This window comes from Pantoea sp. WMus005 (assembly GCF_013415305.1).
Taxonomy (GTDB): Bacteria; Pseudomonadota; Gammaproteobacteria; order Enterobacterales; family Enterobacteriaceae; genus Pantoea; species Pantoea rara.
On sequence record NZ_JACBXU010000006.1, the window covers coordinates 37,867 to 57,196 of the forward strand.

Annotated in this window: 18 protein-coding genes; 11 read left to right on the forward strand and 7 right to left on the reverse strand. The window is 57.0% G+C overall.

What is annotated here, in order from left to right; genetic code table 11:
• Nucleotides 1-24 precede the first annotated feature (24 nt).
• Nucleotides 25-1,263: an MFS transporter gene (locus HZZ01_RS18455; RefSeq protein ID WP_179898918.1), complete on the forward strand. Its 1,239-nt coding sequence runs from the start codon at nt 25-27 to the stop codon at nt 1,261-1,263.
• Between the two features lie 147 nt (nt 1,264-1,410).
• On the opposite strand, the gene xylB is transcribed toward HZZ01_RS18455, so the two are convergent.
• Nucleotides 1,411-2,853 (reverse strand): xylulokinase, encoded by a 1,443-nt coding sequence (gene xylB, locus HZZ01_RS18460; protein WP_179898919.1) that lies wholly within the window; start codon nt 2,851-2,853, stop codon nt 1,411-1,413.
• Between the two features lie 17 nt (nt 2,854-2,870).
• The gene (gene xylA, locus HZZ01_RS18465) at nt 2,871-4,193 is read right to left on the reverse strand and encodes a xylose isomerase (protein WP_179898920.1); all 1,323 of its coding nucleotides are present in this window, start codon (nt 4,191-4,193) and stop codon (nt 2,871-2,873) included.
• Nucleotides 4,194-4,537: 344 nt separating this feature from the next.
• On the opposite strand from xylA, the gene xylF reads away from it, so the two are divergent.
• The 4 genes from xylF to xylR all read left to right on the forward strand — a co-directional run bounded on the left by xylF (nt 4,538) and on the right by xylR (nt 9,528).
• Complete coding sequence (gene xylF / locus HZZ01_RS18470; RefSeq protein WP_179898921.1) at nt 4,538-5,530, forward strand: D-xylose ABC transporter substrate-binding protein; 993 nt, start codon at nt 4,538-4,540, stop codon at nt 5,528-5,530.
• Nucleotides 5,531-5,558: 28 nt separating this feature from the next.
• A complete protein-coding gene (locus HZZ01_RS18475) occupies nt 5,559-7,079 on the forward strand; it encodes a xylose ABC transporter ATP-binding protein (RefSeq protein ID WP_179898922.1) in 1,521 nt (506 codons plus the stop codon).
• The gene (xylH, locus tag HZZ01_RS18480; protein ID WP_179898923.1) at nt 7,072-8,256 is read left to right on the forward strand and encodes a xylose ABC transporter permease XylH; all 1,185 of its coding nucleotides are present in this window, start codon (nt 7,072-7,074) and stop codon (nt 8,254-8,256) included. The genes HZZ01_RS18475 and xylH overlap by 8 nt, the downstream gene beginning before the upstream one ends.
• A 93-nt stretch (nt 8,257-8,349) precedes the next feature.
• On the forward strand, nt 8,350-9,528 hold the full coding sequence (gene xylR, locus HZZ01_RS18485) for a D-xylose utilization transcriptional activator XylR (protein ID WP_179898924.1): 1,179 nt from the start codon (nt 8,350-8,352) through the stop codon (nt 9,526-9,528).
• Nucleotides 9,529-9,588: 60 nt separating this feature from the next.
• On the opposite strand, the gene HZZ01_RS18490 is transcribed toward xylR, so the two are convergent.
• The 5 genes from HZZ01_RS18490 to HZZ01_RS18510 all read right to left on the reverse strand — a co-directional run bounded on the left by HZZ01_RS18490 (nt 9,589) and on the right by HZZ01_RS18510 (nt 13,750).
• On the reverse strand, nt 9,589-10,722 hold the full coding sequence (locus tag HZZ01_RS18490) for an ROK family transcriptional regulator (protein ID WP_179899055.1): 1,134 nt from the start codon (nt 10,720-10,722) through the stop codon (nt 9,589-9,591).
• Between the two features lie 197 nt (nt 10,723-10,919).
• On the reverse strand, nt 10,920-11,660 hold the full coding sequence (dnaC, locus tag HZZ01_RS18495; protein WP_179899056.1) for a DNA replication protein DnaC: 741 nt from the start codon (nt 11,658-11,660) through the stop codon (nt 10,920-10,922).
• Nucleotides 11,660-12,196, reverse strand: coding sequence for a primosomal protein DnaT (gene dnaT / locus HZZ01_RS18500; protein WP_179898925.1), 537 nt, complete (start codon nt 12,194-12,196; stop codon nt 11,660-11,662). The genes dnaC and dnaT overlap by 1 nt, the downstream gene beginning before the upstream one ends.
• A gap of 111 nt (nt 12,197-12,307) precedes the next feature.
• On the reverse strand, nt 12,308-12,988 hold the full coding sequence (locus HZZ01_RS18505; protein WP_179899057.1) for a hypothetical protein: 681 nt from the start codon (nt 12,986-12,988) through the stop codon (nt 12,308-12,310).
• Between the two features lie 75 nt (nt 12,989-13,063).
• The gene (locus HZZ01_RS18510; protein WP_179898926.1) at nt 13,064-13,750 is read right to left on the reverse strand and encodes an autotransporter; all 687 of its coding nucleotides are present in this window, start codon (nt 13,748-13,750) and stop codon (nt 13,064-13,066) included.
• A gap of 155 nt (nt 13,751-13,905) precedes the next feature.
• Between HZZ01_RS18510 and HZZ01_RS18515 the strand changes: the two genes are divergently transcribed.
• The 6 genes from HZZ01_RS18515 (at nt 13,906) to HZZ01_RS18540 (ending at nt 19,315) form a co-directional block, all read left to right on the forward strand.
• Nucleotides 13,906-14,472: a DNA-3-methyladenine glycosylase I gene (locus HZZ01_RS18515; protein ID WP_179898927.1), complete on the forward strand. Its 567-nt coding sequence runs from the start codon at nt 13,906-13,908 to the stop codon at nt 14,470-14,472.
• A gap of 110 nt (nt 14,473-14,582) precedes the next feature.
• Nucleotides 14,583-15,245 carry an OmpA family lipoprotein gene (locus tag HZZ01_RS18520; protein ID WP_161733267.1) on the forward strand — a complete coding sequence of 221 codons (663 nt, stop codon included), beginning with the start codon at nt 14,583-14,585 and terminating at the stop codon, nt 15,243-15,245.
• A gap of 134 nt (nt 15,246-15,379) precedes the next feature.
• Nucleotides 15,380-16,360 (forward strand): LacI family DNA-binding transcriptional regulator, encoded by a 981-nt coding sequence (locus HZZ01_RS18525; protein WP_179898928.1) that lies wholly within the window; start codon nt 15,380-15,382, stop codon nt 16,358-16,360.
• 65 nt (nt 16,361-16,425) lie between these two features.
• On the forward strand, nt 16,426-17,451 hold the full coding sequence (locus tag HZZ01_RS18530; protein ID WP_179898929.1) for a LacI family DNA-binding transcriptional regulator: 1,026 nt from the start codon (nt 16,426-16,428) through the stop codon (nt 17,449-17,451).
• Nucleotides 17,452-17,590: 139 nt separating this feature from the next.
• Nucleotides 17,591-18,340, forward strand: a complete 750-nt coding sequence (locus tag HZZ01_RS18535) for a sugar phosphate isomerase/epimerase (RefSeq protein WP_179898930.1) — start codon at nt 17,591-17,593, stop codon at nt 18,338-18,340.
• Between the two features lie 9 nt (nt 18,341-18,349).
• On the forward strand, nt 18,350-19,315 hold the full coding sequence (locus HZZ01_RS18540; RefSeq protein WP_179898931.1) for a sugar kinase: 966 nt from the start codon (nt 18,350-18,352) through the stop codon (nt 19,313-19,315).
• Nucleotides 19,316-19,330 lie beyond the last annotated feature (15 nt).

Here is a 19,330-nt window from a genome sequence, read left to right on the forward strand (position 1 = left end):
CTTTTCCCTCTGAGGTGCGCAAAGATGTCCCCTTCTCCCCAATCTAAACCGGGCGTAACGCCGGGCAAAGCGATGCTGGCTGCGGTCAGCGGTTATGCCATGGATGGATTTGACCTGCTGATACTTGGCTTTATGTTGCCGGCTATCAGTGTTTCGCTGGCGCTCAATCCATCACAGGCGGGATCGCTGGTGACCTGGACGCTGATTGGCGCAGTCATCGGTGGCATCGTCTTCGGTCATCTCAGCGACCGTTATGGCCGCATCCGTATGCTGACCGTCACGATTCTGGTGTTCTCGGTCTTTACCGGCCTGTGCGCGGTGGCGCAGGGCTACTGGGACCTGCTCGCCTGGCGCACGCTGGCGGGTGTGGGTCTGGGTGGCGAATTTGGTATCGGCATGGCGCTGATTGCCGAGGCCTGGCCTGCAGAGAAGCGCAACCGCGCCTCGGCATGGGTTGGCATCGGCTGGCAGCTGGGGGTGCTGATGGCGGCCTTTATCACGCCACTGCTGCTGACTGTCATCGGCTGGCGTGGCATGTTTCTGGTCGGTTTGTTGCCTGCGCTGGTCTCGTTTGCCATTCGTCGCGGGATGGGCGAACCGGAAGCCTATCAGCGGCAGGTTAAACATGTGCCGTCACTCTCGTTTCCGGCACGCCTGAAGCTGCTGGTGCGCGATCACGCTACCGCTAAAGCCAGCCTGGGCATTTTTATCCTTTGTTCAGTGCAGAACTTCGGTTACTACGGGCTGATGATCTGGATGCCGAGCTACCTCTCTTCCAGCTTTGGCTTCAGCCTGACGAAGTCGGGCCTCTGGACCGCAGTAACGGTGGTGGGGATGACCTTTGGCATCTGGCTGTTTGGCGTGCTGGCCGACCGCTTTGCGCGCTGGAAAATCTTCCTGCTCTATCAGTTTGGTGCGGTGGTGATGGTGGTGGTCTATGCGCAGCTGCGCGACCCGAACATCATGCTGTTTACCGGCGCGATCATGGGGATGTTTGTTAACGGCATGATTGGCGGCTACGGTGCGCTGATTTCCGATACCTTCCCGCCGCAGGTACGTGCCACCGCGCAAAACGTCCTGTTCAACCTGGGACGTGGCGTGGGCGGCTTCGGCCCGGTAGTGATTGGTCTGCTGGCGAGCCAGTTCTCGTTCACGGCGGCAATTACCCTGCTGGCGCTGATTTATCTGCTGGATATTGCGGCGACGCTATTCCTGCTGCCGAAGAAACAGAGTCAGGAAGATACGCTGGGCGCAATTGGCTGATGCCTGATGGCGTGGCGGGATAAGTGTCATTCCCGCCATGCCGTTTCAGCAACAGGGTTCACGATCCTCCTTTCTGCATTCATTCCCCCGGCATTCAATGTCAGGGGCATTAACCGACATTTTACATCCCGGATTGTCCGCGCCGGATCACTTCATCAGCGGCAGGAGCTGCTGATACAGGGTCGCAAAGGTCTCGCGACGCAGCTGGTAATGCGCCAGCCTGCCCGGATCCGGCTGATGCCGCTGCACCAGAACCGGCGTCGGGACGGTGACCGCAGGATCCAGCGCCTGCTGTGCCAGCCTTGCGGCTCCCAGTGCAGGGCCAACCTCACCGCCGTGGCAATAGTCCAGCGTCTGGCCACTGATATCCGCCAGCATCTGACGCCACAGAGCGCTGCGTGCGCCGCCACCGATCAGCATAATACTCTCTGGCTGGACGCCACAGTCATGCAGCACGTCCATGCCCTGCGCCAGCGCAAACCCCACGCCTTCCAGTACCGATCGTGCCAGCTCGGGACGACCATGCTGGTGGGTAAAACCAAAGAAAGCGCCCCGGGCATTGGGGTTGTTATGCGGCGTGCGCTCACCGGAGAGATAGGGCAGAAACCACAGCCCAGGCACGTCATCGCGCGCGCGCTCCGCTTCAGCCAGTAGCTCAGGGACATCTTTGCAACCGGTCAGCGTTGCTGCCCAGTCCAGACAGGAGGCCGCGCTGAGCATCACCGACATCAGATGCCAGCGCTGCGGCAACGCATGGCAGAAACTGTGCACCGCGCGCTCCGGATTGCTGAGATAGCCGTCGCTCACCACGAAATAGACGCCTGATGTCCCCAGCGACAGCATCCCCTGGCCCGGTTCTGTCATGCCGACACCCATCGCACCCGCGGCATTATCACCACCGCCAGCAGCCAGCGGTACAGTGTTCATCTTCCAGCGTGTAGCCAGTTCGGCCTGTAATGTGCCGGTCAGGGCATTGCCTTCATAGAGTTGCGGCATCTGATCGCGGCTGAGATCGCAGGCCTGCAGCATCACATCGCTCCAGTCACGCTGCGCCACATCCAGCCACATTGTGCCTGCGGCATCGGACATATCGGTGGCGAAATCGCCACTTAATCGCCAGCGCAGATAATCCTTGGGCAACAGCACGTGAGCAATCTGACTGAAGATGGCCGGTTCATGCTGCTGCACCCACAGCAGTTTGGGAGCCGTGAAGCCGGGCATCATAAGGTTGCCAGTAATCGAGCGCGAATCCGGCACCTTCTGCTCCAGCTCACGGCACTGCACCTCGCTGCGCCCGTCATTCCAGAGCATGGCCGGACGTAATACCCGGTTAGCGCTGTCGAGCAGCGTTGCACCATGCATCTGTCCGCTCAGCCCGATGGCCTGCACCGCGTGCAGGTCCTGCTGCCCGCTCAGTGCCTGCATGGCCAAATCCAGCGCCTGCCACCAGCTCTCGGGATCCTGCTCGCTCCACAAGGGCTGCGGACGCGAAACCTGCAGGGGCGACGTTTCTGTCGCCACCACGTTGCCTTGTGCATCCATCAGCACCACTTTGACGCCAGAGGTACCTAAATCGATCCCGATAAACATGCTCTGCTCCTGAAGGGTTAGAAATCAAACAGGTAGTGATTCACCAGATTTTCCAGCTGCTCCTGACGTCCGCTCTGATGCTGCGGATTGAGCTGCTGCTGCTGAGCATGCGCCGCAAGGGCTTCCAGTGAAAACTCACCTTTTAAAATTTGCTGGCCGAACTCACCATTCCAGCCGCTGTAGCGCTGTGCCACACGCTTATCGAGTTCACCGTCGCTGATCATGCGAGCTGCTACCTTCAGCGCCAGCGCCATGGTGTCCATCGCGCCAATATGACCGTAGAAGAGATCATATTTATCGGTGCTCTGACGACGCACTTTGGCATCAAAGTTTAAGCCGCCGGTGGTAAAGCCGCCTGCTTTAAGGATTTCGTACATCACCAGCGCATTTTCTTCCACGCTGACCGGGAACTGATCGGTATCCCAGCCGCACTGCGGATCGCCGCGGTTGGCATCCACGGAACCAAAAATACCCAACGCAATGGCAGTCGCGATTTCATGATGGAAAGAGTGACCGGCCAGCGTGGCGTGGTTCGCCTCAACGTTAACTTTGATCTCTTTTTCCAGGCCGAACTGTTTCAGGAAGCCATAAACTGTCGCGACATCATAATCATACTGATGTTTAGTCGGCTCCTGCGGTTTCGGTTCGATCAGCAGTGTCCCCTGGAAACCGATTTTGTGTTTGTGCTCGACCACCATCTGCATAAAGCGGCCAATCTGCTCGCGCTCCTGGCGCAGATCGGTATTCAGGAGGGTTTCATAGCCTTCACGCCCGCCCCATAACACATAGTTCTCACCGCCCAGGGTTTTGGTCGCCTGCATGGCGCTACAGACCTGCGTCGCGGCCCAGGCAAAGACCTCCGGATCGGGATTGGTTGCTGCGCCCGCACCGTAGCGTGGATGGGTAAAGCAGTTGGCCGTGCCCCATAGCAGTTTGACGCCAGTTTCCTGCTGTTTTTCCAGCAGTTTATCGGTCATGGCGGCAAAGTTTTCTTTGTAGCTTTGCAGCGAATCGCCTTCTGGTGAGACATCAACGTCATGGAAGCAGTACCACGGCACATTCAGCTTGTGGAAAAACTCAAAGGCCACATCCGCTTTGAGTTTTGCCTGCTGTAGCGCATCTCCGCTTTTCTGCCACGGACGATCAAAGGCGCCGACACCAAACATATCCGCGCCATTCCAGCAGAAGGTGTGCCAGTAACAGGCAGCAAAGCGCAGATGCTCCGCCATGGTCTTGCCGAGGATCACCTCGTCAGGGTTGTAATGGCGGAAAGCGAGAGGATGCGTCGACTGGGTGCCTTCATAACGAACCCGATCGATCTGATCGAAATAAGCGTGCATGGTTTGCTCCTTAGCATCAGTACCCGAATGGTCTGCGTTGAAGCAATATTCAATATGGGCTGCTGTCTCAGCTCAATTACGATATTTCATTCCGGGTGTCAGATAATTATTATTTGTGCGCTGGCTCGCAAAATAATGTTATTTGCAGAGGGGTTTATCATTATTACTCGCTTGTCTTAAAAAGATGAAACCTCGATCGCGCTCATAAAAAATGAAATAAACCAAAAAACGTAATAGCCGGATAAAAATCAGTAATTGCTGTAACAGGAAAAGAAGGGCAACAATTCATCCGCCTGGTTTATCGGCCTGAAACGACAATAGCCTCAACCTACAGGATGATCACAATGAAGATGAAACATGCACTGTTAGCCGCCTGCGCGGCGCTGGCGCTGTTCAGCCAGACCAGCGTGGCAAAAGAAGTAAAGATTGGCATGGCGATTGATGATTTGCGCCTTGAGCGCTGGCAGAAAGACCGCGATATTTTCGTTAAACAGGCGGAAACGCTGGGCGCTAAGGTCTTTGTTCAGTCTGCCAACGGCAACGAAGAGACCCAGATGTCACAGATTGAAAATATGATCAATCGCGGTGTCGATGTGCTGGTGATTATTCCCTACAACGGTCAGGTATTGAGTAACGTTGTCGCTGAAGCGAAACGGGAAGGAATTAAAGTGCTGGCCTATGACCGAATGATTAATAACGCTGATATCGATTTTTATATCTCTTTCGATAATGAAAAAGTGGGCGAGTTGCAGGCCGAAAGCATTGTGAAACAGGTGCCTAAGGGCAACTATTTTTTAATGGGTGGATCGCCAGTGGATAATAACGCCCGTCTGTTCCGCGCTGGACAGATGAAAGTGTTAAAACCTTATATTGATAACGGCAGTATTAAAATTGTCGGCGATCAGTGGGTCGATGCCTGGCTGCCAGAAAACGCCCTGAAAATTATGGAAAACGCGCTGACCGCCAACAGCAACCACATTGATGCGGTCGTGGCCTCTAACGATGCCACCGCAGGCGGTGCGATTCAGGCCCTGAGCGCACAGGGGCTGGCTGGAAAAGTGGCGATCTCCGGACAGGATGCCGATCTGGCCGCGATTAAACGTATCAAAGCGGGTACGCAGACCATGACGGTTTACAAACCGATCACCGAGCTGGCCACCGAAGCGGCGAAAATTGCCGTTGAGCTGGGCGAGGGCAAAACGCCGGCCAGCAACAGCACGCTGAATAATGGCCTGAAAGAGGTGCCGTCACGACTGCTGAAGCCGATTCCGGTCAACAAAGACAATATCGAAAGCACCGTGGTGAAAGACGGTTTCCACAAAAAGAGCGAACTCTGACCGCGCATAGCGTGAGGGAGAACAGTCGATGCTGCTGGAAATGAAAAACATCACCAAGCGTTTCGGTGCAGTAAAGGCGCTGAATGATGTCAGCCTGCAACTTGAGGCGGGCGAAGTCATGTCGCTGTGCGGTGAAAATGGCTCGGGCAAATCGACGCTGATGAAAATCCTGTGCGGACTCTATCCGCACGGTGATTTTGAAGGGCAGATTCACTTCTCTGGCGACGACGTTCAGGCACAGACCATTCGCGATACCGAGCGTAAAGGTATTGTGATTATCCATCAGGAGCTGGCGCTGGTGCGGCAACTGACGGTGATGGAGAACGTCTTCCTGGGTGCCGAACTGAGCCGTTTCGGCATGGTGGATGATGAAACCATGACCCTGCGCTGCCAGCAACTGCTGGCGCGTGTCGGGCTGAACGTCTCTCCCGCGACCCGCGTGGGTGAATTAGGCCTGGGCCAGCAGCAGCTGGTGGAGATTGCCCGCGCCCTTAACAAACAGGTCCGGCTGCTGATTCTGGATGAGCCGACCTCTTCCCTGACGGAGCAGGAGACGGATGTGCTGCTGGGCATCATCCGTAACCTGCGTGAACACGGTATCGCCTGCATCTACATCTCGCACAAACTGAATGAGGTTAAGGCGATCTCCGACACCATCTGCGTGATCCGTGACGGCCAGCATATTGCGACCCGTCCGGCGGCGGGCCTGAGCGAAGATGACATCATCACCATGATGGTGGGACGCGAGCTGACCGCGCTCTATCCCCACGCACCCCATCAGATTGGCGACGTGATACTCAAAGTGGAGAACCTCACCGCCTGGCATCCGGTCAACCGCCATATCCGCCGCGTCAACAATGTCTCATTCACGCTCAGACGCGGTGAAATTCTCGGCATTGCCGGGCTGGTGGGCGCAGGCAGGACTGAAACGGTGCAGTGTCTGTTTGGCGTCTGGCCAGGACGCTGGCAGGGCGATATCTGGATTAACGGCAAACAGGTGAACATTACCGATTGCCGCGCCGCCATTGCGCACGGCATTGCTATGGTGCCGGAAGATCGTAAAAAGGATGGCATCGTGCCGCTGATGGCGGTGGGCAAAAACATTACCCTGGCGGCGCTGGACCAGTTCAGCCACCGCCTCTCTACGCTGGATGAAGCGCAGGAGCAGCAGGCGATCAATGATGCGATTAGCCGGCTACGGGTGAAAACCTCCTCATCGGAATTGCCAATTGGCCGCTTAAGCGGCGGCAACCAGCAGAAAGCGATTCTGGCGAAGTGCCTGCTGCTCAATCCAAAAATCCTGATCCTGGATGAACCGACGCGCGGCATTGATGTGGGCGCACGCCAGGAGATCTACCTGCTGATCAATGCACTGGTTCAGCAGGGCATTGCGGTGATTGTGATTTCCTCTGAGCTGCCGGAAGTGCTGGGCCTGAGCGATCGGGTGCTGGTGATGCATGAAGGGCAGATCAAAGCCGATTTGATTAACGATAACCTGACTCAGGAGCAGGTGATGGAAGCTGCCCTGCGGAGTGAACATTATGCTTAAAAGTGAAAGTACCCAAAGCCGCCTCTCCGGCACGCCGGGCAAACCGTCACCGGGCAGGTTCACACTGCCGAACCTGCAGGTTCTGGTGATGCTGGGCGCGATTGTGCTGATTGCGCTGTTCTTTACCTGGACCACCGACGGCTCCTGGCTCAGTGCACGTAACGTCTCCAACCTCCTGCGTCAGACCGCCATCACCGGCATTCTGGCGGTCGGTATGGTGTTCGTGATTATCTCGGCGGAGATCGATCTGTCAGTGGGTTCCATGATGGGCCTGCTGGGCGGTGCGGCGGCGATTTTCGACGTCTGGCTCGGCTGGCCGCTGCCGCTGACCATCGTAGTGACGCTGGTGATGGGGTTACTGCTCGGCACCTGGAATGGCTGGTGGGTGGCCTACCGCAAAGTGCCGTCGTTTATCGTGACGCTGGCGGGAATGCTGGCGTTTCGCGGCATTCTGGTCGGGATTACGGATGGCACCACGGTTGCCCCGATCACACCGGGCATGTCGCAGATTGGACAGAGCTATCTGCCCGGCGGCGTCGGGTTCGGCTTTGGCGTTGCCGGTCTGGCGCTGTTTACACTTTGGCAGTGGCGTTTGCGGCTGCGTCGTCAGCAGCTCGGGCTGCCGCAGGGCGCTGCCAGCGGCACAGTGGGACGGCAGGCGATTACCGCCATCTTAGTGCTCGGTGCCATCTGGTTGCTGAACGATTATCGCGGCGTACCGACGCCGGTACTACTGCTGGCCGTACTGTTACTGGCGGGTATGTTTATGGCGACCCGCACCGCATTTGGCCGTCGCATCTACGCCATCGGCGGCAACATTGACGCTGCCCGCCTCTCTGGCATTAACGTAGCGCGTACCAAGCTGGTGGTATTTGCCATTAACGGTGTGATGGTGGCGATTGCCGGGCTGATCCTCAGTTCGCGGCTGGGCGCAGGCTCGCCGTCGGCGGGTAACATTGCAGAGCTCGACGCTATCGCCGCCTGTGTAATCGGTGGCACCAGCCTGGCGGGTGGCGTGGGGTCGGTGGCGGGCGCGGTCATGGGCGCCTTTATCATGGCCTCGCTGGATAACGGCATGAGCATGATGGATGTGCCAACCTTCTGGCAGTACATCGTCAAAGGCGCGATCCTGCTGCTGGCAGTGTGGATGGATACCGCAACGCGGCGTCGGGTGTAATCGCGTGGGCGATCACATTGTGGCGCAAACAATTTTTTTGCCCCTTTCAGCCGTGTTATGCAATGCGCTGAGGATTTAAGGGAACGCGCCACCATGCATGATAAACGTTATCGCATTACGCTGTTGTTTAACGCCAACAAAGTGTATGACCGTCAGGTTGTGGAGGGCGTCGGTGAGTATTTACAGGCGTCGCAGACTGACTGGGATATTTTCATTGAGGAAGATTTCCGCTGCCGCATCGACAATATCCGCGAGTGGCTGGGCGATGGGGTGATCGCTGACTACGACGATCGCTCCATTGAATCCCTGCTGTCGAATGTCTCTGTCCCGATTGTCGGCGTCGGCGGCTCTTACCATCGGCAGGAAGATTATCCGCCGGTGCATTATATTGCCACTGACAACGCCGCGCTGGTGGAAAAAGCCTTTCTGCACCTGAAAGAGAAAGGTATCAACCGCTTTGCCTTTTATGGTTTACCGGCCTCCAGCGGCAAGCGCTGGGCACAGGAGCGGGAACAGGCGTTTCGCCTGCTGGTGGGACGAGAGCGCTATCAGGGCGTGGTTTATCAGGGCATGGAAACCGCGCCGGAAAACTGGCAGCACGCCCAGAACCGACTCGCCGACTGGCTGCAGACGCTGCCGCCGCAAACCGGCATTATCGCCGTCACTGACTCGCGGGCGCGACACCTGCTGCAGGCGTGCGAACACCTGAAAATACCGGTGCCGGAGAAGCTTACGGTGATCGGGATTGATAATGAGGAGCTCACCCGCTATCTGTCACGCGTGGCGCTCTCTTCTGTGGCACAGGGCTCACGACAGATGGGCTATCAGGCGGCCAAACTGCTGCATCGATTGCTGGATAAGCAGCCCCTGCCGCTTCAGCGCATCCTGGTGCCGCCGGTGAAAGTCATCGCCCGGCGTTCGACCGACTACCGTTCGCTGCGCGATCCGGCGGTGATTCAGGCGATGCACTACATCCGCTTCAACGCCTGCAAAGGCATTAAAGTGGAGCAGGTGCTGGATGCGGTCGGGCTGTCGCGCTCTAACCTGGAAAAACGCTTTCGGGATGAGACTGGCGACACTCTCCATGCCATGATCCACCGCGAAAAACTGGAAAAAGCGCGCGAACTCCTGGCTTCTTCATCACTCAACATCAATGAGATCTCACAGATGTGCGGCTATCCTTCGCTGCAATACTTCTACTCGGTGTTCCGCAAAAGCTACGACACCACGCCAAAAGAGTATCGCCAGCATTTTGGGGAGAATGTGTTGTAGCAGGATAGGTTGAGTCTGGCGTGAATTGATACAGCGGATGAACCGGTGCGACCTGAGCCACTAGATCATCCGCTGCTCACTCTGCTTCAGCACCGCCAGCGCCAGCCCATTAGCCGGATCAAGCCGGTTTTCTGGAAAGTCCAGTTGGGTATGCGCGGCGCTAAAAGTCAGCGCGTTGCCGTGTGCCGTATCGCGCACCGCTTTGCAAAAGGCCTCACTGCTGCTCCATGGACAATCAACGATGATAGTGGCGGGATTCAGCAGCAGCATAATCTGGCTCAGCGCCGCACCCAGATAGCCACCCGCCTGCGCCATCACCTCATCCACGATGCGTGGCGCGCTGTCGCGGTTCTGCCAGCTCAGGCCCGGCTGACGCTGTGCCAGCTGCTGTTTAACCGCAGGCTGGCTGACCAGCGCTTCCAGACAACCCCGGCGGCCGCAGCTGCAACGCGGTCCATTGGGCTGGACAACCAGATGTCCCACTTCACCCGCCGTCCAGCTGTGGCCGGTAAAGACTTCGCCATGCTGTACCAGTGCGCCGCCGATTCCCTCGGAAATGCGCAGATAAAAGTGACCGCTCTCCACCGCTAATCCACGCAGCTCAACAGCCAATAGCGCAGCGGCTTTAACATTATTCATAATGCGAATGGGCACCCGGACGTGCCTGCGTAATGCGCTCAGCAGGTCAACATCCTGCCATTCAAGCGGCAATGAAATATGCATCCAGCCGCGCCGGGGATCCACGATGCCGGGGAAGCCCAGGCCAATGCCGAGCAGATCGGGATAGCGCTCTAACAGTTCCCGGCATAGCATGGCCAGCTCAGCCAGCAACCGCGTCGGGTTACTGGTATCGGTACGCAGCGTCGCCTCAGCCAGTACCTGAGAAAAGTAGTCGCAGACCCGCCAGTGGATAACATTGCGTTCCACCATAATGCCTGCGCTCTTGAGTTTTTCCGGCCGCAGGGTAATGCCGATTTTAGGTCGTCCGGCGGCCGCGACGCTGACCGGTCCCAGCTCCTCTATCAGGCCCTGTTCCAGCAGATCATCAATGATTAATGAGACGGTGTTTTTACTGAGTGTCAGCGCCTCCGCCAGATCCTGACGCGACGTCACGCGCAGCGTGCGCAGCTGAGCCATCACCCGTTTCTGGTTATTCAGTCGCAGTAGTGCAGGGCCTTTGCCGTTTGTTTTCATCACGGGTTCACTCAACCGAGGAGTAAGATTTGAGTGTATCAGCCCATACGTTTTCCACATCTCCCACTTTGCGTGCTGTTTCACACAACCCGATCGGTTGTGGCTGAGATCGTGACGGCGATCAGATCGCCGGGTTAACGCTAAGTTTTCTGCTGCACCTGCAGCCCGATTCGTGCAATGGTCCGGCATTGCCTCTTTTAATATTCGTCGCCGCGCACCCGGCTGCGATAGCTTTCCCAGTCGAAACGGATCCACAGGCTGTTACCGAGGCGCATACGATCCATGACGCGTTCGCCCAGCAGCGCATTCATCCCCGCATGGTCGAGGTTGGATAACATACCGGTCGGGCGTTTGGACGAAGAACGGCGATCGACAATCTGGTTGATGATCACTTTTTCGTAGCGCGATTCGCTCTGCATACCGATCTCATCAATCACCAGCAGGTCAACACTGCTGAGATCCTGAATCAGCCGCTCTTCAGTAATGCCGCTGCTGCCGCTGAAGGTGCCCTTCATGCTCGACATCAGATCGGCGACCGTCACGATCAGCACGCTTTTACCGCGCAGGATCAGGTCATTACCAATCGCGGCGGCCAGATGATTTTTACCGGTGCCAGGACGCCCTGAAAAGACAAAGCTGGCGATACTGCCATCAAATTCGGCAGCGTACTGACGTGCCAGCTCCAGCGCTTTGCGCTGTCCCTCGTTTTCGACCCGGTAATTATCAAATGAGCAATTCATGTGCAGCTCGCGAATGCCGGAACGGCCCATTACGCGCTGCATTTTCATTGCGCGGTTTTCACGCACAATCGCCTCTGAACGCAGGCGGCCCTGCTCCTGATTCCACGCCAGCAGCTCTTCACCATTGGCAAATTTGGGACGTGTGCCCTCAGGCATCATTCTTTTCAGACGGTTAAAGAGATCGTTGGGCGTTTTCATCATTCACCTCGGAAACCATCGGGAATGGTACGGTCAGGATCAGGCAACTGCGTGATATCACGCTTCGGTTGCCCGCCGTTTGCGGCGCGGTTCATCTGGATGCTGCGCGCCAGCTTCTGCTGCCACTGCACATGATGGAACATCCGGCCTTCCGCCTGCCAGTAGGCCACAAAGGCCGCCAGCTCGCTGGGCGTTACCGGTTCACTCAGCGCCACGCCCCAGATGGCGGCCTGACGAGTAAAGTCGGCATCCGGCTGCCAGCCCTGATACATGGCGAACTTACCTGCCGGTGTGTGGATCGCGGCGGGAGCATCGTCATACAGGCTGTCATCCAGCGCCACATCATTTGGCTGCCGGGCGGCGGCTTCCAGCGCCAGCAGCTCAGCCAGACGCTTAGGTGTAATGGCATACATCACCGGCGCATAGTTATCTAACACCGCCAGCGTGCCCTTTTCCGCCTGCTGCAGGGCAGTCAGCGGATCCTGTCGGAAGGCATCCAGGCCAATGAGCGTTGAAGTTAAGATTTTAGCTGACATGAAAAGACCTGAGGTTAACAAACACCTTGCGTCGGGAACCCGTCGCCGACGCAGAAGTGTTTATTGTACCTTTTTTAAGGGTGCGGATCGCTTAAAAAGCACCGCCAGGGATCAGTGTGATGTGACGGGAGAGGCGTTGTGGCGGGTCGGTGCAGATTCGGTGGCGCGCACGCTGACAACAGCAGCGGCCGGACGGGTCTGCCATAAATAGCGCACCGAGGCGAGCCAGCACAGGCTGTATCCCAGAAGCTCGGTGCCCTCTTCGGCCATGTTTTTCACCACGCGGTTGTAGTCCCCCAGCATCAGATGCTGCCACAGCGCATGAACACCAAACAGTCGGGAGAAGACCAGCACCACTAAAAAGCCGGAGGCCATCACCGGCCAGCTGCGGTGTTGCAGCAGGCTCGCCAGCGCATGCAGGGTTTTCTTCGGTGTTCGCAAGGCCACAGCTAGCGAACCTGCGGTGACTGCCAGCGCAAACCAGACCCAGCTGCCGTGCTGGACAGCATCAAATACAAAGTCGAGTTCGCGGATCAACATGCAGCTGTAAAAGCCTGCCACTAAGGTCAGTGCCCCACGCTGAGTGGGACGGCGGTGGGCCGCTATGAAAAACAGCACGGCGATCATCGCCAGCATGCATTCCTGGGTGGTTTCAGTAAAAGAGGTTTCATGGAGTGCATCGTTCATCCAGGCCACATCAATGTAGACAGGGACGATAGTCAACGCGAGCACCAGGGCTGCCAGAAGGAAGACCGCGATTTCGCGGCCAATAATTGTCAAATCGTTGCGCATAGTGTTACCGGTATAATGATTAGCGGACTCATTATATTTCAAGCGCGCAACATCCTTTCTCATTTGATGCCCCAGTTAGAAACTGGCGCTGAAGCCAAAGGTATAAAGTTGCTGATCCTGATTATTCAGCGCTTCGCTTTGAGAAAAGGAGGCAAAAGCCGCCAGATTAGCGTTCAGTGGCATCTGTGCACCGATGCTCACATCGATACCGTCAGACTGATCGGTGCCGTTCGTCGCGTCACGTCGGGTGGGCTGCGGCGAGTCTGCCATCAGATAGTGATAACTCAGTTGTGCCCATGGCGATATCCATCCCTGCTGCGAATCGATGCGCCAGCCGACGCTGGCGCTCTGTTCCCGGCTCTGCTGATCGCTGTAATCGCACTGCAGACAGTTCATCTGCTGCGGATCGACCGCATACTGCGCAACCGGCCCGGTGGTAAACGACGGGGCAATAGGCAGGTCAACACCAGCCCGATAGCGTTTTCCCAGCGGGGTAGTGCCTACGCTGCCGGTTTCACTGTGCAGGGCGATGGGGGAGGCGGTAGGCGAATTGATGGCGGCTTCAAACAGGGCGCGGCTCTCATCGCTGAAGGCGAGGGGATTCAGGGCGATCTTCTCCGCCAGAATCGTGTCGTAGTCGGGAAGAAACTCAGGATGTTGAGGCGCAGAGGCGCCACCGCGGGCAAAAGTCGGTTGTGTAAAGATTAACAGGCATACAGCACAGCAGGTCCGCAGACCTTTCCAACCGCTTATTGGCAACATCGATTCTCCGGGCAAAACTGAAGTTATTATCCGGCGTCTGAATTAAATTTTCGGCCCGTCTCTGTTATTTAACCGGTGATCGTTTAACTATCAACCCATTAATTCTAAGATCAAGCGGACCGCTACAATATTCTCGTTATTAAAGGAACAAAGCGATGCAACGATGTGGTTGGGTAACGCAGGATCCCCTCTATCTGGCCTATCACGACAGGGAATGGGGTGTAGCGCAGCGGGACAATCGCGCGCTGTTTGAGATGATCTGTCTGGAAGGACAGCAGGCGGGATTATCCTGGATCACCGTGCTGAAAAAACGGGAAAACTATCGGGCGGCGTTTCACCAGTTTGATCCGCAGGCCATCGCATTGATGGATGCGGCAGATATCGACACGCTGATGCTCAACAGCGGCATTATTCGCCATGCCGGTAAAATCGCCGCCATTATTGCTAACGCCCGCGCTTACCTTGAGATGCATGCAAAAGGCGAGGATTTCAGCCGCTTCGTCTGGCAATTTGTTGATAACGTGCAAATCGTTCACCATTATCCCGACTACAGCCAGGCACCCACCACCACAGCGCAGGCGACCGCGCTCTCGAAGGCACTCAGGCAGCGTGGTTTCAAATTCATCGGTCCCACAATTTGCTACTCGTTTATGCAGGCCTGCGGACTGATAAACGATCATCAGAGCAACTGTTTTTGCCATCCTGACAATCAAAAGGCGTGATTCCCGATAAATCAGGATTTTTCCTCACTACATCCGCAGCCACCAGACGGCATAATCGTGCCACTTATGGGAAAGGTTTTCCCCTGTGTGTGGAATGTAAGGGAACAAAAATGCAGAAGAAATTAATTGCCATCACCTTGTTATTAAGCGGCAGTCTGGCCCTGCCAGGTTGTACGACTAATCCTTACACCGGCGAATCTCAGGCGGGTAAGTCAGGCGTAGGCGCGGGCCTGGGTGCATTAGTGGGTGCCGGTGTCGGCGTGCTCTCATCGTCGAAGAAAGATCGTCGTAAAGGCGCGCTGATTGGTGCCGCTGGCGGTGCTGCACTGGGCGGCGGCGTGGGCTACTACATGGACGTGCAGGAAGCCAAACTGCGCGACAAGATGCGCGGCACGGGCGTCAGCGTGACCCGTAATGGCGATAACATCGTCCTGAATATGCCAAACAATGTCACCTTCGACTCCAGCAGCAGTAATCTGAAACCTGCCGGAGCGAACACCCTGACCGGTGTTTCAATGGTGCTGAAAGAGTATCCGAAAACGGCGGTAAACGTCGTGGGTTATACCGACAGCACCGGCAGTCGCGCGCTGAACATGCGTCTGTCACAGCAGCGTGCTGAAAGTGTCGCCAGTGCGTTAATCGGACAGGGTGTTGCCAGCGATCGCCTGCGCACGCAGGGTGCAGGCCCGGATAACCCGGTTGCCACCAACAGCACCGAAGCAGGCAAAGCACAAAACCGTCGTGTTGAGATCACGCTCACCCCGCTGGGATAATCACGGTCGCCCCCGTCAGGGGGCGCACTTTTCTGTAAAGTGTCACGCTAAAAGAGCCAGTAATGTGTCTGCGAATAGAGCCAGCAGAGGCTTTATGGTAGGCTGATCAAAAATTGATCAGCGGACTCATTCCCATGTCTCTCAAAGCCATCGCTGCGGTTTTAGGTCTTTCCGTAACAACTGTCAGCCGCGCCCTCAACGGTTATCAGGATGTCGCGCCGGAGACGCGTAAACGCATTGAAGAGGAAGCGCAGCGGCGTGGCTACCGGCCCAATGCGGCGGCGCGGCGACTGAAAACCGGCCGTGCTAACGCGGTGGGACTTGTCTACCCAATCAATTCATCCCCCTTGAGTGGCAGTGACTTCAGCGACATGTTGCTGGCGCTGGATCATCACCTTGCCCGTTATGAAATTAACCTGTTGTTGCTGGCGGATAAGCAGCAGAGTCCGTCGAACCTGACACGCCTGCTACGCAGTGGAGCCGTTGATGCCCTTATTGTTGGCCACACCACGCCTGAAGATAGTCGGCTTCACACTCTGCTCCAGACCAATTTTCGCTTTCTGGCGCTGGGTCGCAGCGATCTGCCATCGACCTATGCCTGGTTTGATGTTGATCACCTTGCCGGTTCACAGCTGGCGGTGAGCTGGTCGCTGGCGCAGGGACGGCAGCGGATAGCCTGGCTCGGCAGCAATGAAAACAGCACGCAGGTGCGTGACCGTCGTCAGGGTTATCTGACGGCGCTGGGAGAGGTTGCGCCTTATGCGATGGCGGCGGTGGCACCGTCGCGCCGTGCCGGCTATCACCAGACCCGTGAATGGCTTGCAGACGTTTCTGTGCCGGAAGTGATTATTACCGACTGTGCAGCGCTGGCTGAAGGCGCGGCCGTTGTGCTGCATCAGGCCGGACGGGCAGCGGGCGAGGGTGCCATTCTGCTGGCGGGCTGGGAAGGATTACCGCGGGATGCAATTCTCGATCATCCTGTTGTCGCCATCCGCCAGGCAGCGCCCTATAAGGCGGGTGAACAGGTGGCTGAAATGGTGATGCAGTTGATCAATGGTGCGCCGCCGGAGACGTTACAGACCCTGTGGCAACCCTGGCTGCAATTACCGGCGTAGCGCTTTTTGCGCCGGGCTTTGCTTGTGCTAGTCTCTGCCTGGTTTCTTATTTCGCAGGATATCTTATGAAAATCAGGCCGCCTCGCGCCACCATCAGCGATGTTGCTCACGCGGCACGAACCGGTAAAACCAGCGTTTCACGCTATCTGAATGGTGAACTGCATCTGCTCTCCGCTGGTTTAAAAGCGCGGATTGAACAGGCCATTGCCGATCTCAGCTATCGTCCAAGCCAGATGGCGCGCGGCCTGAAGCGCGGACGTACCCGTCTGATCGGGCTGATTATCGCCGATATTACTAATCCTTATTCCGTTGATGTCATGAGCGGCATTGAAGCCGCCTGCCGCGAGCAGGGCTTTACCTTGCTGATGTGTAACACCAACAATGAAGTGGATCTGGAGCAGCACTATCTGCAACTGCTGAGCAGCTATCAGGTAGAAGGTATTGTCGTTAACGCGGTCGGGATGCGTGAAGAGGTGCTGAACCATCTGCAACAGTCCCTGCTGCCGATGGTGCTGATTGACCGTAAAATTCCTGATTTCCCCTGCGATGTGGTGGGTCTGAACAACGCCGAAGCGGCCGAAACGGCCACCCGCCATCTGGTCGGGAATGGCTATGATGCGCTGCTGTTTCTCAGTGAGCCGCTGGGCAGCGTTAACACGCGCCGCGAGCGTCTGCAGGCTTTTCGCCAGCTGCTGGCGACGCATCCGCAGGTTGAGCATGAAAATACCGAAGTGGCGCTGCATCAGCCCGAAGCGCTGGACCAGGCGTTACTGGCTTTCCATCAGCGTCACACCGGAAAACGCTGCGCGGTGATGGTCGCCAACGGCGCGCTGACGCTGCAGGTGGCGCGATCGCTGCAGCGACTCAACCTGCACTGGGGCCACGATATCGGCCTGCTCGGTTTTGATGAACTGGAGTGGGCGGCACTGGCCGGTGTCGGTATCACCACGCTGAAGCAGCCTACCTGGCAGATTGGCTTCAGTGCGCTGGAACGCCTGATTGCGCGCATAGAGGGCAGTGATTTGCCCGTTTCCGAGCAGGTCTTCTCTGGCGAACTGATTATTCGCGGCTCCAGCCAGCCTCTGAGCTGAATTTCAGATTTAACCTTCTGTTTACGTGCTCGCTTCGTGAGCACGATCATAATTTCACAGTTTGCTCCTTTGCTTTGGAACCGGTTCCATTTAGGGTTTTTGTATTCGTTATCGGCAGAACCCTGCCATGGAGCAGAACATGAAAACTGACATCATCGTGGTGACCGCCGCTTATGGCCACGCACAGATCGCCGCACTCGGCGGTCAGCGTGCGCTGCTGCCGATTATCCAGCAGGCGGGCGCTGACGGGGTTGAAATCCGCCGCGAATTGCTTGATGACGCGGCGCTGGCTGATCTGTCGACGCTGGCCCATGCGGTGACACAACATCAGTTGCACGCCAGTTATTCGGTGCCTGATACGCTGTTTTGTGACGGCGGCGAAATCAATCCACGCATAACCCACTACGTTGAAGAAGCACGCCAGTTAAACGCGCAGCGGCTGAAAGTGGCACTGGGAGACTTTACCGGTGCGCTGCCTCGCCAAACGTTGCAGACGCTGCTGGCAGATCTGCCGTTTCAGCTGACCGTGGAAAATGACCAGACCGAATATGGCCGACTGACACCCTCCGTCACGTTTTTCACGGCGGTGCGCGAAGCCGATCTGCCGATCAGTATGACTTTTGATATGGGTAACTGGTGCTGGACAGGTGAAGATGCCGATCAGGCGGCGGCGCAACTGGCCTCGCAGGTGGGCTATGTGCATGTCAAAGCGGCCGTGCCGCACAAGGATAGCTTCCGTGCGATTGCGCTGGATGAGGCTGACGATCACTGGCGCACCCTGTTGCAACAGCTGCCCGCACAGGCCCCGCGCGGTATCGAATTTCCGCTGGAAGGCGACGATCTGATTGCGGTGACACGCCATTATGTGTCGCTGCTGCGTAACGTGTAAGGAGTGAAGATGACGACGCATCACACTAATCATCCTGACGGTCCACTTGATGTTGTCACTATCGGTGAAGCAATGGCGATGTTCATCGCCCGCGAAACCGGTGACCTGGCTGCAGCAGAGACCTTTGTTAAACGCGCGGCGGGAGCGGAACTCAATGTGGCGACCGGCCTGGCACGTCTTGGCCTGAAAGTGGGCTGGGTCAGCCGTATCGGCGATGACGCTTTCGGCCGGTTTATCTGCCAGCAACTGGAAAAAGAGGGTATCGATCACGCCTGTGTAACGGTCGATAAACGCTATCCCACCGGTTTTCAGCTCAAGTCCAAAGTGGATGACGGTTCTGATCCGCTGGTGGAATATTTCCGTAAAGGCTCGGCGGCCAGCCATCTGTCGGTTGACGACTTTGACGCGGACTATTTCGGCTCGGCGCGTCATCTGCACCTGAGCGGTGTGGCGGCGGCGCTGTCAGAGAGTTCGCTGGCGCTACTGAAGCACACCGCCAAAGAGATGCGTTCGCGCGGTAAAACTATCTCGTTTGACCCTAACCTGCGGCCGGTGCTGTGGCGCAGCGAAGAGGAGATGCGCCAGCAACTCAATCTGCTGGCGGAGTATGCCGACTGGGTACTGCCGGGCGAAAAAGAGGGGCTGATTCTGACCGGTTATCGCCAGCCGGAAGCGATCGCCGATTTCTATCTCGACAAGGGTGTGAAAGCCGTCGTGATTAAAACCGGTTGTGACGGTGCCTGGTATAAAACGGCGCAGGGTGAAAAGGGCCAGGTTGAGGCGATTAAAGTCGACAACGTGGTGGATACCGTGGGAGCCGGTGACGGCTTTGCCGTTGGCGTCATCAGCGCCCTGCTGGAGGGTCAGTCGCTGCCGCAGGCGATTCGTCGCGGCAACAAAATTGGTTCGATGGCGATTCAGGTCATTGGTGACAGCGAAGGTCTGCCGACGCGTCAGCAACTGGGCGACGTGTAGTTCGCGCCCCTCTAC